General features: G+C 40.2%; 15 protein-coding genes. 1 reads left to right on the top strand and 14 read right to left on the bottom strand.

What is annotated here, in order from left to right:
- Nucleotides 1–210: 210 nt before the first annotated feature.
- The 3 genes from FLK20_RS17635 to FLK20_RS17625 are packed head-to-tail and all read right to left on the bottom strand — an operon-like array spanning nt 211 to nt 2,053.
- Complete coding sequence (locus tag FLK20_RS17635) at nt 211–699, bottom strand: GNAT family N-acetyltransferase (RefSeq protein ID WP_152657911.1); 489 nt, start codon at nt 697–699, stop codon at nt 211–213.
- A 10-nt stretch (nt 700–709) separates the two neighbouring features.
- Entirely contained in the window at nt 710–1,132 is a 423-nt protein-coding gene (locus tag FLK20_RS17630) for a DUF1801 domain-containing protein (RefSeq protein ID WP_152657910.1), read from the bottom strand.
- Complete coding sequence (locus FLK20_RS17625; protein WP_152657909.1) at nt 1,133–2,053, bottom strand: VOC family protein; 921 nt, start codon at nt 2,051–2,053, stop codon at nt 1,133–1,135.
- Nucleotides 2,054–2,298: 245 nt separating this feature from the next.
- Here FLK20_RS17625 and FLK20_RS17620 point away from each other — a divergent pair, with 245 nt between their 5' ends.
- Entirely contained in the window at nt 2,299–3,492 is a 1,194-nt protein-coding gene (locus tag FLK20_RS17620; RefSeq protein ID WP_152657908.1) for an MFS transporter, read from the top strand.
- Between the two features lie 73 nt (nt 3,493–3,565).
- Here FLK20_RS17620 and FLK20_RS17615 read toward each other — a convergent pair whose 3' ends face one another.
- The 11 genes from FLK20_RS17615 to nagZ all read right to left on the bottom strand — a co-directional run bounded on the left by FLK20_RS17615 (nt 3,566) and on the right by nagZ (nt 15,903).
- Nucleotides 3,566–3,967, bottom strand: a complete 402-nt coding sequence (locus FLK20_RS17615; RefSeq protein ID WP_152657907.1) for a cytidine deaminase — start codon at nt 3,965–3,967, stop codon at nt 3,566–3,568.
- A gap of 49 nt (nt 3,968–4,016) precedes the next feature.
- Nucleotides 4,017–4,937: a phosphotransferase gene (locus tag FLK20_RS17610; RefSeq protein WP_152657906.1), complete on the bottom strand. Its 921-nt coding sequence runs from the start codon at nt 4,935–4,937 to the stop codon at nt 4,017–4,019.
- Nucleotides 4,938–5,169: 232 nt separating this feature from the next.
- Nucleotides 5,170–6,126 carry a GNAT family N-acetyltransferase gene (locus tag FLK20_RS17605; RefSeq protein WP_152657905.1) on the bottom strand — a complete coding sequence of 319 codons (957 nt, stop codon included), beginning with the start codon at nt 6,124–6,126 and terminating at the stop codon, nt 5,170–5,172.
- A gap of 81 nt (nt 6,127–6,207) precedes the next feature.
- Nucleotides 6,208–7,053, bottom strand: coding sequence for a MurR/RpiR family transcriptional regulator (locus tag FLK20_RS17600; protein ID WP_152657904.1), 846 nt, complete (start codon nt 7,051–7,053; stop codon nt 6,208–6,210).
- Nucleotides 7,054–7,161: 108 nt separating this feature from the next.
- Complete coding sequence (locus FLK20_RS17595) at nt 7,162–8,313, bottom strand: exo-beta-N-acetylmuramidase NamZ family protein (RefSeq protein ID WP_227995118.1); 1,152 nt, start codon at nt 8,311–8,313, stop codon at nt 7,162–7,164.
- Between the two features lie 23 nt (nt 8,314–8,336).
- The gene (locus tag FLK20_RS17590; RefSeq protein ID WP_152657902.1) at nt 8,337–8,954 is read right to left on the bottom strand and encodes a YesL family protein; all 618 of its coding nucleotides are present in this window, start codon (nt 8,952–8,954) and stop codon (nt 8,337–8,339) included.
- A gap of 52 nt (nt 8,955–9,006) precedes the next feature.
- A complete protein-coding gene (locus FLK20_RS17585) occupies nt 9,007–9,894 on the bottom strand; it encodes a carbohydrate ABC transporter permease (RefSeq protein ID WP_152657901.1) in 888 nt (295 codons plus the stop codon).
- A gap of 13 nt (nt 9,895–9,907) precedes the next feature.
- Nucleotides 9,908–10,855 (bottom strand): ABC transporter permease, encoded by a 948-nt coding sequence (locus tag FLK20_RS17580; protein WP_152657900.1) that lies wholly within the window; start codon nt 10,853–10,855, stop codon nt 9,908–9,910.
- 80 nt (nt 10,856–10,935) lie between these two features.
- The gene (locus FLK20_RS17575; protein ID WP_152657899.1) at nt 10,936–12,555 is read right to left on the bottom strand and encodes an extracellular solute-binding protein; all 1,620 of its coding nucleotides are present in this window, start codon (nt 12,553–12,555) and stop codon (nt 10,936–10,938) included.
- 55 nt (nt 12,556–12,610) lie between these two features.
- On the bottom strand, nt 12,611–14,224 hold the full coding sequence (locus FLK20_RS17570; protein WP_152657898.1) for an extracellular solute-binding protein: 1,614 nt from the start codon (nt 14,222–14,224) through the stop codon (nt 12,611–12,613).
- Between the two features lie 89 nt (nt 14,225–14,313).
- Complete coding sequence (gene nagZ / locus FLK20_RS17565) at nt 14,314–15,903, bottom strand: beta-N-acetylhexosaminidase (protein WP_152657897.1); 1,590 nt, start codon at nt 15,901–15,903, stop codon at nt 14,314–14,316.
- Nucleotides 15,904–15,924: the final 21 nt, after the last annotated feature.

Below are 15,924 nucleotides of genomic sequence, written 5' to 3'. Positions count from 1 at the left end.
ATAATGTTCCCTGTTAATAATAGTGAGTCTATCAAGGAAAGTTACTTGGAAATCTTCAAAGCTCATCGTATAATCCTGATGCATTTAGACACAATAAGATGAAATATTACTATATTACTATTGATTATGTATGTTTTATTATCCAAGAATCAAAATAAAAAAAGCCGCGTGAAAAATGATTATGAATTCTCACACGGCTATTTATTATAACTAAAATGAATATAGCATCGTTTTCGACGTTCCTGCTGTTTCCACATCTTCAAATCCTAACTGATGATACAGGCTGATTGCACCAATATTTTTTAAATCTACACTGAGAGACAGCCCAATGTATCCTGCCTTGTTTGCTTCTTTTATGATCTCTATCAGCAACTGTTTCCCCAATCCTTTGCCTCTTTCACTTTCCACAATTGCTATACCAAGCTCAGGAATATCAGGACTGACAAAGCCATATCCTTTTTCCCTTTCACTAAACAAGCGATACCACACCGCTCCAACAGCTTGATTCTGTGGATTTACCGCAATAAGTGCTGTATCTCCCGTTCTCCCCCAATGCTGATGATATTTGCGCAAATGCGCTGCATGAAGCAGTTTTTCTTTGGGCGGCTTATCCGATGGAATATATATGGATTCGTATAACATATCCGTTAAGAAATCTAAATCTTTCTGGTCGTCCACTATCTTTCTGATTGTAAACATCATGATTCTCCTACTTTTCCGGGTATTTCTCCTGCAAAAACCGTACAGACTGCTTAATTAATTCTTTTAATACTTCTTCATCAATATCTGCTACTTTATTAATATATACACAGGCCTTACCTGCTGTATGTTTGCCAAATTTCGGGAGTAAGTGTTCACGCTCTGTATCTCCTGTCGCAAAGTAAAGGCTTATTTTTGCTTTACGCGGGGAGAAGCCAACTAATGGTGCATCTCCCTCATGCCCCGAATCATATTTATAATGGTACTTCCCGAAGCCGATAATACTCGGTCCCCACATGGCTGCCTCAAAACCCGTTGTTTCCGTAAATATATCCAGCAGACGATAGGCATCCTCCCGCTTCTTCGGCTGCTCAACCTGCTCAATAAATTCCATCACACTATTATCTGTTTCTTTTGTTTTTAATTCATACATTTATCTGCCCTCATATGCCTTTCGTAATGTTTCGATATCCAATTTTTTCATCGGCATCATGGCCTTGTTCACTCTGTCAATTTGTTCCTGTGTTGACTTATTGCTCATCATTTCGTCCATTTCTCTTGGCGCAATTTGCCAGGATACACCATACTTGTCCTTTAGCCAGCCACACTGTTCTGCCTCAGGTACTGCTGACAGTTTTTCAAAATAATGATCGATTTCTTCCTGTGTATCGCAATTCACTAACAGAGAGACTGCTTCGTTAAATTGAAAGCCATGCTCTAAGCCGCTATCCATTGCTGTCAACCAGACATTTTCAAGCATAAAATCAGAAAACATGACTGTACCTTCCTGATTAGGCTCCATTCCGGCAGCGTACTTAGCTGATATCCCCTCTTTACTATTTTTAAAAATAGACAAATAAAATTGTACCGCTTCTTCCGCTTTACCGACATTTTCACCTATAAACATCATGGATGGCAATATTGGCGGTCTTTCTTCTCCCTCTGGATTTGTTAAGATAAGCTGCCAGGAAAGGCCGTATTTATCCTGAATCCATCCGTATTTTTTACTGAAGGGATACGAATCAAGCGGCATCAGCGGAATCCCGCCATCAGACAGCTTCTCCCAAACTGCTTCAAGCTGTTCAGCAGCATCCTTATCCCTTGACGGATCAAAGTTTACCATAAAGGAAATCGATGGATTAAATGAAAAATATGGTCCAGCACTAATCGCCATAAATCGTTGTCCCCATAAATCAAAGGAAACCAGATCACAATCTCCTGACGGTGTATCCTTGATAACCACTTCACTGACTACCTGTGAATCTGGAAAAACAGACGTGTAAAAGGCGGCTGCCTCTTTTGCTTCCTTGTCAAACCAAAGATGTGGTACGATATTTTTCGAGCCTGCTGTCATTATTTTTCCTCCTTGTCAATATCATGATGCTTTTATTATACCATTATTATCCCCATTCCACTTCTCCTCATTTGCTCCATTGCACTTTTTTAACACGTCATTTCCAGCATTCTTCCTGTGCATGACGCTTCCATTAATCTGAAAATTATTTCTTTATTTTTTTCAAACAGATGCCTAGACAACAGACTTCTGTTCCACTATGATAGTGCTATTGTTTTTTCATGAGATAGAAAGGAAGTGTTAAAATGGCTTTAAAATTCTCCCGTAATATGATTCTATCTGTATTTATGATTGGTACATTTGCGATTGGCATGACAGAGTATGCAGTTACCGGTTTATTAACGCAGTTTGCTGCTGATTTAGATGTAGCCGTTTCTACAACTGGATTATTGCTCAGCGTTTACGCGATCAGTGTTGCTGTCTGTGGTCCGCTGCTTCGGATATTAACGGTTAAATATTCACCAAAGCCCCTGTTAATCGCACTTATGTCCATCTTTATAATAAGTAATATCATTGCTGCCACAGCACCAACTTTTGAGATCCTGCTTCTCTCCAGACTTTTCTCTGCAACTATGCATGCCCCATTCTTTGGATTATGCATGAGTATGGCTGTTGACATTTCGCCGCCTCATAAACGCACAAGCGCGATTGCTGCGGTACAGGGCGGACTCACGATTGCAATTATGCTCGGGGTTCCTTTTGGTTCCTATATCGGCGGCATGCTTGACTGGAGATTGGTATTCTGGTTTATTACAGCAATGGGAATAATCAATTTAATCGGGCTTATCATCGTTACACCAAATATCAAACAAAAAGAAGTTCCTAAACTGAAGAATGAGATGGCTATATTAAAGAATAAAAATGTCTGGATGCTGATTGCCGTTATTGTCTTTGGCTTTTCCGGTGTATTTACAGCTTATACCTTCAAGGAACCGATGCTTCGGGAAATCGCAGGCTTCGATGTAACAGGTATAACGATTGGTTTATTCCTGTTCGGACTCGGCGCTGTGATCGGGAATTTCGTTTCCGGGCGTATTCAGCCTGAAGTATTAACAGAGCGTTTAATTGTGGCAATGACTATTTTAGGATCGGTGCTGATTGCTTTTACATTCTTATTAGCGAACCCATTCTTTACCTATGCTGCCTGCTTCTTATTTGGCGCCGGAACATTTGGAACAACACCAATATTAAACGCAAAGATTATCTTAGCAGCAAAAGAAGCTCCGGCTTTATCAGGAACTATTGCGGCATCTGTGTTTAATTTAGCAAACTCGATTGGAGCTACTTTGGGAAGTCTCTTATTAACCAATCAATTTTCATTCAGGGAAATCACCTTTGTTGCCGGGGGTATGATTTTCTTTGGAGTGGTGTTGATGTTTGTTACGCATAAGATTGAGGATAAGTCTTTATTCAGATCAGCTGAAAGAGCTTATGAATGAAATATAGTTATAGAGAAAACGAACGGTCGATTGCACTAACTGACCGTTCGTTTTCATTTTGTTAAATGATGTTTCAATCATCATATGCTTTAAACCAATGATACGGCTGAAGCTCTTTCAATGTTTTAAATATAAGCTCATTACCCGGATTGGTTACAGCAGCTTGGACCTCTTCTCCCCAATAAAAAAGCCGCTCCTGACAAACACCGCATGGCGTTAAAATGAGAAATGGGGCGTTTTCATCCTCTCTGGCGACACAAATGGAATGGGTTACTTTAGTATCCAGCTTATGCGCTTCTAAAATCGCTCCTGTTTCCATACATAATTCCGTAGAAGCATTTATGACTTCAGGAGCTACACTTGTTAATATTTGACCGGATTCTGTGTACATGGCTGCTGCACCGCCCCAGCCTGCCGGGTATCTTTTTTTGATTAAATCCACAGCCGCTTTATACAGCTTTTGTTCTATATCCATAGCATTCGCTCCAACTTTTATTTATATAACATTGTGATCCTGCTCTTATCTAATAAACAGGATAATCTTTTATATGAAACAGTGTTTCTGTCACACTGACAAATAGATCTCTTTGTTCCTTCCGCTCCCAATCCTCTTCTACCTCAGCCATCAGCCACATGACTTCGTCCAAAAACACATGCAGGACCGTTTCTTCCCAAGCTTTTATTTCTGTATTTGTTAAAATCTGATGCTTCAAATAACCTGCTAAGAATAACTTCCATTCCTTTGGTGTAAACGTACGGTCAGGAGCTGAAGGAAATTCATTATGAAATAATAATAACGCCAATGCCAGATCAAATGTACGTGGAATCCATACAGCATTATCGGGATCTATAAGAACAGGCTTGCTTTGAAACACAAGATTATTCGCTTTATAATCGTGCGGGGTCTCTACCCATTTTAATGAAGTCTTTTTTAATTTTTCCTGATTCTTCACTGCTGTATGTAATAAATCTTTCAGCTTCTGAATAGGGATATTGACTTGATAGATACTGACGAAATCACTAATCTTTTTCATATGATCATCTACTTCATGATGGTAAAAATCAAAAACATTATAATCGCTTAAATCAAATGTATTTTGAGAAGAGGAAAGTGCATGGATACGGCCAAGAAGCTCTCCCGCCCCGATAATTTCTTTTTCTGTTCCTTGATAATGGCTCCCATTTATAAACGGGTAACAAATATAGCATGCGTCCTCTATTTGTTTGGGATTGCTGGTGGTTAAGCTTACCGGAGTTACAACAGGGATACCTTTTTCTTGTAAATACTTCGTATACCTGACAAGCTTCCGGGCTTTCTCCAAAGGGTACTGTGTTTTTTTGATAATATAATCCTGAAGCTTATAGACTGGAGAAAATGGATAAATGCTTTCCTGCTCTTCTGCTACGTAAAATCCAAATTCTTTTAAAATAGCTATGCTGTTCATCCTTCCTCACCTCCTGATTTAGAAAATATTTGCTCTACTATTCAACTGACAATTTTGTTTAACATAATGATTATAACTTAAAATTCCTAAAAATTGAAATAAATCCACTAAAATAAAAAACGCTCTTCCTGTTTACTTCAGAAGAGCACTTTTGAGCTGCTATACCTGTTGACTGACCCTGAGCCGGAAAACTTCATTCAGTAATCGATATGAATAACGGATGAATAAGGATTTAGACATCCTTTTTATATGCAGAATAGGATTTCCAAACAGTGTATCCTAATTTATTATAGAAGGAAATCAATCCAGTCCAATCAATCACAATACGTGAATGGCCCCGTTCTCTTAAAAAATTTATTCCAGCTTCAACAATTGCCAAGCCATATCCTTGTCCACGCTCCCTCTTATCCACCCCTAAAGGTCCAATCCCTCCTAACTTCTCCTTAAACAAAGGCGCCCAGTATACATTTTGAGCAATTAACACTGATTGTTCATCATTCATTCGACAGAACCCGATAATTTTTTTCTCTTTTTTCATAATGGCAAATTCTCTTCCTGTTCCACCTTTTCGAAAATAATGAATCGCTTCATATTCCCACCTTCCTGGGAAACAGCGATGCAGGAAATCAAGAAATAACTCCTTATCTGCGAGATCTAATACGCAGCATTCTACACCGTTCATATTTGGGATTTTTATTTCATCATGAACACTGTATTTTCTAATCATGTCATGCTCTGTACCGGTGTTTTCATATCCTTTACGTTCAAACCAGGCTTTTGTTTCTTTTAGTTCCACCGGAATGCCGGGAAAATAATGCCACGGGTCGCGTCCGAGCAGAATTAGTTTTGCACCAGCTTTCTTTAAGTATTTTTCAGCGTTTGCTAATAATGTTGAGCCAATTCCTTGATTTCTCTGCGACTCTCCAACAAGAAGTACTTGAATCCAGCCTGTTGTCCTGCTGATGTCGACCTTGTGTTTTTCCTGATATATTTTAGCGACAACAAACCCGGCAACGTTACCTTCATCATCCACGGCAATAGCCGAGGCTTGTTTACATATATTTTCATCCTCGAAGCTATTTTGTTTAAACAACTCCTTTCGCATTGGAAAGTCCGTTCCAATTTCCCCGTTCCATAATTGAACAACTGCTTCTATTCGTCTGGCACTCCATGGTTCTAACCTTATCATTGATATATCCCTTCCTTTTGATGACATTGATCCTAAAAATTCTTATAGTATCGCTATGATATTCTCCTGGAGCAGCTTGCCTTATTTTTTTATCTTTTCATTTCCTTTTTTAAAGAAATCAACGGCAGCTCTTGTTTCGTCGAGATGCTTCACTGTAACATGATATTGTAATGCAGCGACATTCATAAACAAGATATCCATGACCTGCAGCTGTGCGATCCGGGAGGATGTTGCTCCGCTTCGGAAAATCGGTTCCCTTGTCGTAGATGTATACAATTTTATATCTGCATGCTCCGTAACAGGCCATTTTCCGTATTTGGTCAGGCTGATTGTTTTGATACCTCGTTTTTTGGCAAGGTGAAGCATATTGGCAATTTCAATGGTTTCTCCGGAAAAAGAAATACCAACAACGACATCATTTTTGCTCATATTGGCAATCACTGTCGCGGTCATATGCATATCCTCAAATGCATAAGCATTTTTATTAATCCGGATAAACTTTTGTACTGCATCCCGGGCAATCATTCCTGATGCACCAACGCCGATAAACAGGATTTTAGCTGCATCATTCAGAAATTCCACTCCCGCTTGCAGCTGATCCATATCGATTAATTGTGCGGTTTCCCGTATGGTTTGAATACTGTTATTCGTCATTTTATCAATAATGGATACAGATGTTTCATTGGGATCAATATCACGAAATTCATATTCGTCTTTTCTTTGCAAATCGCCTGCGATACGGATTTTCAGATCATGGAAGCCTTTCAGGTTCAGGGACTTACATAATCGAATCACTGCTGCCCCGCTTGTTTCACTGCGTTTCCCAAGCTCCTTTGCAGTCAATGAAATCGCTTCTTCCGGATGCTTTAAAATATAAGCAGCAATCTTTTTTTCAGATGGCGGGAGGCTGGAAAGCATCTCATTCATTCTTGTTATTCCACCGTTTATAAAAGGCACTATGATCAACTCATTTCTTAGTCTCTCTGCTTAGAAAAAGCTGGCTTGTTACCATCAAATCAGTACGTATATCTGCCCTCAACGATATAAAAGATATTTTTTCCGCTTATTCTTAAAATTTTCCAGCTCTTGCTGGCTTTCGTCCAAATAACCTTCTGCTTCCCCATCTAAAATATATTTCCTTAATCGTTTTGTTCCTGCCAGTAAATCAAAGAAATACTTCCCGTTTTCATTTTGGGTAAATTGAAATTGATCCGGATAGACATTGGCGATTGCTTCCACTAAGGCTATCCCTGCCCGCAAGGAATGAAGTGTATGACGATTCTCAATATGAAGCTGGATGCCGCCGCAGATTGCACCTTCATGTTTTTGATAGGCAGGCACAAAGGATACCGGGCGGGCAAGCACTCCAGGTATTTTTTTATCGTTATATACTTTCGCAAGCTTCTGTCCCTCAATAAATGGAGCTCCAATCCATTCAAATGGTTTTGCGGTCCCTCTTCCCTCGGATACGTTCGTCCCTTCGATAAGACAAGTGCCCGGATATAAAATAGCCATGTCTATCGTAGGTGTGTTCGGAGACGGAGGAACCCAAAATAAATTCGTATCGTCAAAATACATGCTGCGCCTCCAGCCTTCCATCGGTATAACAGTGAGGTCACATCGATAACCGAATTCATTTTTAAATAATCGTGCCAGCTCTCCTACTGTCATGCTATGCCGGTTTGGGATGGGGAGCAGCCCGACAAAGGAACGCAGGTCGGCTTCAACCAGATTTCCTTCTGTATTCAGCCCGGAAACAGGATTGGGCCGATCAAGGACTATCAGCTTTTTTCCGTATTCCATACATGCTTCCATCACATAGGCCATCGTATAAATATATGTGTAGTATCTGGAGCCGATATCCTGTAAATCAAATACAAGCACATCCACATTTGCCAGCATTTCTTTACTTGGTTTTCTCGTCTGCCCATACAAGCTGTACACAGGCAGTCCTGTAGCATCATCCATTGCAGAGGTTACCTTCTGCCCTTCCTTCGCATCTCCGCGGATCCCATGCTCTGGAGCGTATAAGGCAACAAGATTTATTGCCGGATGCTCAGCGAACAAATCAATGGCGGGCTGAAGCTTTCCGTTTACGCCTGTCATATTAGTAACCAGACCAATCCGCAGGCCTTCCACCCGCTTATATCCTTTTTCTAAAAATATATCCAGACCTAATCGTACCAATCCTGCACACCTCCACATCTATTTTATACAAGGCTTTTTTCCATTTTTGAAAAGGTTAACTGAACGCCCCACATGATGATATATGCAATCACACTCCCCCCAAAGAAAAAGAATAAAGCAGGGATCGTCATAAACGAAAGATAGCTGATTGCAATAACGATTCCAAAAAGAAACACCGTTAATAAAGGATGCCCGATGCCAATCAGCAGTGCCCATTTAATATAATCCAATGACCGTAATTGAAAATGTGCAAAAACCGGAAAAATATAAAGCATAATAACAGCTAACAGCAGAAATAACCCGATGATTGCAAAGCTGGCTATCGTGTATGCGATATGCTCCTGCGTCCGTAAAATTTGAAATTCCATTGTCATCACATAGCCTGCTGCTGCAAGAATATATCCTAACACATTAATTTTCAAAAACTCTCTTTTATAGGACTTCCAAAAAACAGCCAGGATCGGAATATCTTTCTCTCCCTGAACCCATTTTCGTACAACAGCAAACATCGATGCTGTAGCCGGAAATAGTCCAAATAAACCAAGTCCAAGCAGTGAGAAAGCAATCCAGAGTAAGTTTAGGTAAGCAAATCTTGTCACCCATACAGCGAATCGATAATATCCATCAATAAATCCACTCATCACCATTCTCTCCCGTCCTCTAAAAACTCCTTTCACATCAGCCTGATTCTCCCTATTCTTTAATCGAGCCTATCAAAACTCCCTGTACAAAAAAACGTTGGACAAATGGATAAATTAATAATAATGGCAGCGATGATACAATAATCACTGCATATTTAATCAGACCGGCTGTTTTCACCTGGTCGACCAGGGATTCCGCTGATCCGCCCGGGTCATTCAGCTGCATCTGGTTTACAACGAGAATCTCTCTTAAAATTAATTGCAGCGGGTACTTATCGCGGTCTGATAAATAAATTAATGCGTTAAAATACTGATTCCATAAATTAACTGCATGGAACAGTGCCATGACTGCAATAATTGGCAGAGACAACGGTAATACCACCCGGATAAAAATATAGAAATCAGAGGCACCATCAATTTTGGATGCTTCTACTAATTGGTCCGGGATACTTTGCTGAAAAAAAGCTCTCGCAACCAGAATAGACCAGGCTCCGACAACGTTCGGGATAATAATTGCCCACATCGTATCAAGCATCCCCATTGATTTCACAACAAGGTAAGTAGGAATTAACCCTCCGTTAAACAGCATGGTAAATAAAATAAACCAGAGGATAAGCTTCTTTGCCATTAATTCTTTACGTGATAAAGCATATGCGCAAGGCAATAAAACAAATAAATGAATGGCCGTTCCAACGACGGTGTATATAATGGTATTTTTGTATCCGAGCCAGATGGCATCATTGGCAAATACACGCTCATATCCTTTAAACGTAATATCGACCGGCCAGAGCCACATTTTACCCGAGCTGACTGCCTGCGGATCACTGATAGAGGCACTTAAAACAAAGACCAGAGGATAGACAATTAATATTAAAATAATAAAAAGAAATATTGTATTAACTACATCAAACCCTCGGTCTGACAGCGTGAATCTTTTCATCCTTCAAACCTCCTTACCAGAGACTGTTGTCGCTTACTTTTCTGGCTACATAGTTAAATAAGATGAGCAGCGCAATGTTGATTGCCGAGTCAAACAGTCCGATAGCCGCAGCAAAACTGTATTGTCCTTCCAAGAGACCCGTTTGATACACAAATGTCTGAATCACATCAGATGTTTTTGCATTTAAATTATTTTGCATAAGCAGCACTTTTTCAAAACCAACTGTCATAAAGCTGCCAATGTTTAGAATAAATAACACAACAATCGTTGGCAGAATGCTTGGGATATTAATATGAAAAATACGCTGCAGACGCGAGGCACCATCCACTTTTGCCGCCTCATGTAATTCCGGATTAACACCGGATAACGCTGCCAGATAAATAATGGAGCCCCACCCGAGCGTCTGCCAGACACCGGACCAGGTAAAAATGTGTCTGAACCAGCTTGGACTCGTCAGAAAATCAATCGGACTTCCACCAAAAGCAACAATAAGACGATTTACTAATCCTGTTGTAGGGTCTAAAAAAATAACAATCATTCCGACGACAACGACAACAGAAATAAAATGTGGAGCATAGGTTAATGTTTGAGCCCATCTTTTAAATACTCTATTTCTAACTTCATGCAGGGAGAGTGCGAGAATAATAGGCAACGGAAATAAGATTAATTGATACGCACTTAATATCAGTGTGTTTTTAAGCAGTCTCCAAAAATAGTACGAATTAAAAAAACGCTCGAAGTGATCAAATCCTACCCATGGGCTCCCCCAGATTCCTAGGTTGGCAAAAAAGTTTTTGAAAGCGATCTGGACACCGTACATCGGTATATAATGCAATAAAATGAAATAGGTAATCGCCGGAAGTAAGAAGACATATATTTGCCAATTTCGAGCGAAGTTCTTTTTCACTTGATAAAATTTACTTTGAGCTGATACAGAAACTTCATTTTTTACTCCCTTCATTCTTCAACCTCCTATTTACCACCAGCTGGACATAAATCCAGCCGGTGATAAATTCAACTTCTGTTCAGGATGACAGGCATTTAATTTTCTTTATAGCGTTCATAAGCAGCTTGTTGAATTTCCATATATTCGTCATAGCCCATCTCTTTAATGGTATCCACATACGTATCCCAGTCAGAGAAATCAATTTCCCCTGTAATAAAACCGGCCTGCATTTCTTCTACATATTTTTGCAGATCTGTTTCTAATACAGTAATACGGTCATTTTCTTCTGCTGTATACGTAAATGCCGGCCAAATTTCGTCAATTAAATACGGCTCTAATTGCTCGGCAGCTTCTACATCGGTTGGTGCATTCTCCGAGCCGGTAAAGAACTCATCCGTGATAATCACGGGATGATTGCCGCCAGGGTTAATAATATATTCTGCCAGTGCCTGCGTCAGTGTTAAACCATCCGGATTATTCGTCATTTCTTCTGTCAGTTTCGGACCTTCCTCTGTTTCCTCATAGGTCACACCTTCAATGCCCATAAAAAACATCTTTTGCCCTTCCTCACTCCAGAAATAATCGATCCATCTTAATGTAGCTTCCGGATTTTCATTTTCACTGGTAATCAGGAAATTCCCCAGTGAAAGGACAGGAGAAGTAATTCCTGTGTACATTTTCGTACCATCCGGACCTTCTAAGGCATTGCCCGGGATAAACTGCTCCCCTACTTCTTTTCCATATAACTCCACCGGATTATAGAATTGTACAGCCCCATAGAGGTTATCTGCTGCACTTGCTAAATGCTGGTCGACCTCTAAGGAATAAATATTTTGCTCAATCAATTCCTCTTCATAAAGCTTATTCAGATACATCAACATTTCTTTATATTGATCGTCGATAGGGTAAAAACGTATACCCCCTGAATCTGGGTCACTGTCAATAAGTGTATGAAGCTGACCACGATTTTGAACGCCGAATGCTCCGGAAATCCAATGGATGATACGGGACATTTCAGCAACACTGCTTAAAGGAATTTCATCATTTTCTCCATTCCCATTTAAATCTGTTTCTTTCACCGCTTTTAAATATTCATAGAATTCTTCCGTTGTCTCTGGGTTATCCATCTCTAATTGTTCTAGCCAATCTCCATTAATCCATCCTTTTGCACCAATTAATAAGGAAGAAAAGTCTGGTGAATATACAGTCGGAATCGAATAGATATTACCATCAGGAAACGTAATTCCTTTACGGATATCGGGGTTTTCATCCAGAACTTTTTTGACATTCGGCGCATATTCTTCAATCAAATCATTTAAAGGGATAAATGTTCCTTGACTTCCGTACCTTTGAACATCGGAAACAGGCAGATTCGCAGCATAGAAAACATCCGGCAAATCCCCGCTTGCAAGCGCCAGGTTTCTTCTTTCTTCCAATCCATCTGCCGGCACCATATTCCAGGTAATGTCCATATTTGTCATTTCTTCATATTCATTTAAAAGTAGAACATCATTCCAATCATCCGCTGTTGTTGCTGCCTTGCCGGCAAATATTTCTAATTCAATCTTCTCTTCCACAATTGGCATGCCTTCTGTATTTAAGTTATTTAAAGCCTCTTCACTGCCACCGATCTCATCATTGTTATCGTTATTGCATGCAGCTAATGCAATGAACGGCACTGCTGCAAAGATAATAATTTTCTTTTTGATTTTCACAGGAAATACCTCCAAGCTTTTTATTCTTTTATGAGGCGATTCATCATAGAACACTTTACTGTCCTTCTTTATAACGTTTCAGTGCTTCCTTTTGGATTTCCATATATTCATCGAGACCCATCTCTTCCAGTGTTTTCACATAATTGTCCCACTCGTCAAATGACGCTTCTCCTGTAACGAATTGCGCTTCCATCTCCGCCACGTACTTCTGAATATCTGCTCCTAAGGAATCCAAAATTGCCTGCTCCTCTTCCTCATAAAAGAAAAACGGCCAGGGCTCTTCAATCAGGTAAGGAGCCATATTCTCCGCGTTTTCAAGATCTTCCGGCTGAAACTCAGGTGCTGTCGAATATTTCGGATTTTCAATAACCGGATGTCCTCCGCCAGGATTAATAATATACGTAGCCAGTGCTTCCTGTACCGTTAAACCATTGGGGTTATTCGTAATTTCTTCTGTTAATTCCGGCCCATCGGGAGTTTCTTCATACGTTTCTCCTTCCAGTCCCATAAAGAACATCTTCGCGCCTTCATCACTCCAGAAATAATCAATCCAGCGAATCGTTGCTTCCGGGTTTTCATTGACATTAGTTATAGAAAAATGCCCGAGACTGTTTACAGGTGAAATAACGGAGGTAAACAGCTTATCTCCATTCGGACCTTCCAGTGCGTTACCAGGAATGTAGCGTCCGCCGACTTCTTCTCCAAAATAATCTTTAGGATTGAAGAAGTTCATTGCTGCATATTTTCCTTCTGCACCGTTTGCCAGAAAATGGTCCACTTCAATCGAGTAAATATTTTGTTCAATCAGACCTTCTGTGTACAGTTTGTTCATATATTCAAGCAATTGTTTGTACTCATCTGCTGCCCGGTAAAAACGCAATTCTCCCGTTTCCGGATCTTCATCAATGGATGGATGCAATATCCCTTTATTTGATACACCAAATGAACCAGTCAGCCAATGGAATAAGCGGTCCATAGACACACTGCTGAATGGAATCACATCATTGCCATCAACGGATAGTTCTTTTGCCGCTTTTAAATATTCATAAAACTCATCCGTGGTTTCCGGGTTATCCATCCCAACTTCATCCAGAATTTCTTTGTTAATCCAGGGTTTATCATCCATCAGTGATGTCGGTGAGTCCGGATCTCTTAATCTGGGAATGGCGTAGATGTTTCCGTCCGGGAAGGTGATTCCTTTTTTTATCTCCGGATATTCATCCAGGTATGCCTTAATATTTGGAGCATATTCATCAATTAAATCGTTCAGTGGAATAAAGATACCCTGCTCCCCATATTTATATAGATCTGAATTTGGCATATAAGAACCGTAGAAAAGATCTGGCAAATCACCACTTGCAAGCGCTAAATTTCTTTTTTCCTGTAATCCGTCAATAGGAACTTGATTCCAATTCATGTTCATATTCGTCATTTTTTCATATTCATTTAAAACAGGAACATCATTCCAATCATCCGCTGTTGAAGCCGCATGACCTGCAAATACATCCAATGTAATCTCATTCTCCACAATTGGCATTCCTTCTTGATTCACATTCTCGAGTGCTTCTTCACTTCCGCCCACATTATCTTTTTCATCGTTACTGCAGGCAGCCAGCACGAATAAAAAGGAAGCGCATAATAGAAACAGGACTTTTCTCTGGTATTTCATCCTAAAATCCCCCCTCTGATTTCCTTTATTGATTCATTAGCATTTGTAGCACATTTTTTATCCCCCTTTCCTTAACAAATCAAAGCAAATCAAATGTTAACTGGCAATGTTCCTTTTGCTTCTTCTACACCAAAAATGGCTCCTGCAGCAATTTGCAATGCAGGGTAGCTGAATTCGTATGTGTTGATAAATGCTTGCACATTTTGCAGAAAATGAAAATCATATGGATTCCGCATGCCGACTCCAATAATCTTCTTATTTCTTTTCAGTAATTGATTTACGAGCGTAATCACCGGACTATGTTCCGTCACGGTGATTGTCCCTAAAATGATATAATCATAGTTCCTTGCACGGGCAATAATTCCGTTCATAGCCTCCTCGATTTCATTCACGTCATATATCTCTACAGCTGCATCCGGAACATACTCTCTTACCGCAGAGCCGAGTGATTTTTGATTTCTTTTATTATCTTCTACCTGCATCACAGCTCCATGAGCCGGTTCCAGCACAAGTATTTCCGGCTGCTCCCCTGTATTTAATGGCAGCAGCTGATGATTATGAACCATCGTTACACTTTCCCGATAAACTGTTTGTGCCAGCTGTCGATGTTTTTTTGATCCAACAATTTGCAATGCAGCTTTGGCTTCAGGAAAATGCAAACCCTCCCAGCTTGTATATTTTTCTTTCAACAGCTGGATGCGCTGAATCGATTTTTCGATACGGGAAAGAGGTAATTTTCCGCTTTCAACAGCACTGGCGATTGCTTGAATAGCACCTTCCTGAACAGCATACGTATGAGAAATCATGACAAAATCCGTACCTGCCTGCAGAGCCTTTACAGCTCCTTTTTCGGTTCCAATTGTTTTTGATATCGCTTTCATCTCCATACAATCTGTTGTAATGACTCTGGTAAATCCAAGCTTTTTACGTAAAAGATCAACATAGACCTGCTTCGATAAGGTTGCCGGTGTATTTTCCCCCGGTGCAATCGCCGGAAAATAAACATGAGCCGTCATCACAGAATCTGCACCTGCCTGAATACATGCTTTAAACGGTACCAATTCTATTTTTTCCAGCCGCTCCATCTCATGTGAAATCACCGGCAGCTCCAAATGCGAATCTACATTGGTATCCCCATGCCCGGGGAAATGTTTTAAGGTTGTCATAACACCGGCGTCTTGCAGCCCTTTCATCATGGCTTCACCAAATTGCGCTACTTTTTCAGGATTTTCGCCAAAGGAACGAACACCAATGACAGGATTACCCGGATTATTGTTCACATCTAATACAGGTGCCAAATTCCAGTTAATCCCCAGCGCTTTTAGTTCTTTCCCCGTTGCCAGGCCTATTTTATAAGCATAGTGCGGATTATCTGTTGCCCCTAATGCCATCGAACCGGGAAATGGACTCATCCCTTGATGAATTCTGCTGACAACACCATTCTCCTGATCCAGACAAATAAGCAATGGCTTTTCATATCCGGCAGCTTTTGCTTCTTTCTGTAAACCGGAAGTTAATTGCAGAACCTCTTCCGGCTCCCCGATATTTCTGCTAAACAAAATAATGGAACCAACGTGATAATCATGAATTAATTTCCTTATTTCCGGCGTCACTGATTTTCCATTAAATCCGACAACAAGCAGCTGCCCAATTTTTCTTTCTAATTTTTTATTGCTCACGGAGCATCCTCCTTCAATCTA

The organism is Oceanobacillus sp. CFH 90083, from assembly GCF_009389585.1.
Taxonomy (GTDB): Bacteria; Bacillota; Bacilli; order Bacillales; family Amphibacillaceae; genus Oceanobacillus.
This window is presented reverse-complemented; position numbering and strand designations above follow the sequence as displayed.

What these genes read in the sequence shown, in the direction of transcription:
- FLK20_RS17635 (WP_152657911.1), bottom strand. Translation starts at nt 699, where the DNA reads ATGTTTACAATCAGAAAGATAGTGGACGACCAGAAAGATTTAGATTTC.
- FLK20_RS17630 (WP_152657910.1), bottom strand. Translation starts at nt 1,132, where the DNA reads ATGTATGAATTAAAAACAAAAGAAACAGATAATAGTGTGATGGAATTT.
- FLK20_RS17625 (WP_152657909.1), bottom strand. Translation starts at nt 2,053, where the DNA reads ATGACAGCAGGCTCGAAAAATATCGTACCACATCTTTGGTTTGACAAG.
- FLK20_RS17620 (WP_152657908.1), top strand. Translation starts at nt 2,299, where the DNA reads ATGGCTTTAAAATTCTCCCGTAATATGATTCTATCTGTATTTATGATT.
- FLK20_RS17615 (WP_152657907.1), bottom strand. Translation starts at nt 3,967, where the DNA reads ATGGATATAGAACAAAAGCTGTATAAAGCGGCTGTGGATTTAATCAAA.
- FLK20_RS17610 (WP_152657906.1), bottom strand. Translation starts at nt 4,937, where the DNA reads ATGAACAGCATAGCTATTTTAAAAGAATTTGGATTTTACGTAGCAGAA.
- FLK20_RS17605 (WP_152657905.1), bottom strand. Translation starts at nt 6,126, where the DNA reads ATGATAAGGTTAGAACCATGGAGTGCCAGACGAATAGAAGCAGTTGTT.
- FLK20_RS17600 (WP_152657904.1), bottom strand. Translation starts at nt 7,053, where the DNA reads ATGAATGAGATGCTTTCCAGCCTCCCGCCATCTGAAAAAAAGATTGCT.
- FLK20_RS17590 (WP_152657902.1), bottom strand. Translation starts at nt 8,954, where the DNA reads ATGAGTGGATTTATTGATGGATATTATCGATTCGCTGTATGGGTGACA.
- FLK20_RS17585 (WP_152657901.1), bottom strand. Translation starts at nt 9,894, where the DNA reads ATGAAAAGATTCACGCTGTCAGACCGAGGGTTTGATGTAGTTAATACA.
- FLK20_RS17580 (WP_152657900.1), bottom strand. Translation starts at nt 10,855, where the DNA reads ATGAAGGGAGTAAAAAATGAAGTTTCTGTATCAGCTCAAAGTAAATTT.
- FLK20_RS17570 (WP_152657898.1), bottom strand. Translation starts at nt 14,224, where the DNA reads ATGAAATACCAGAGAAAAGTCCTGTTTCTATTATGCGCTTCCTTTTTA.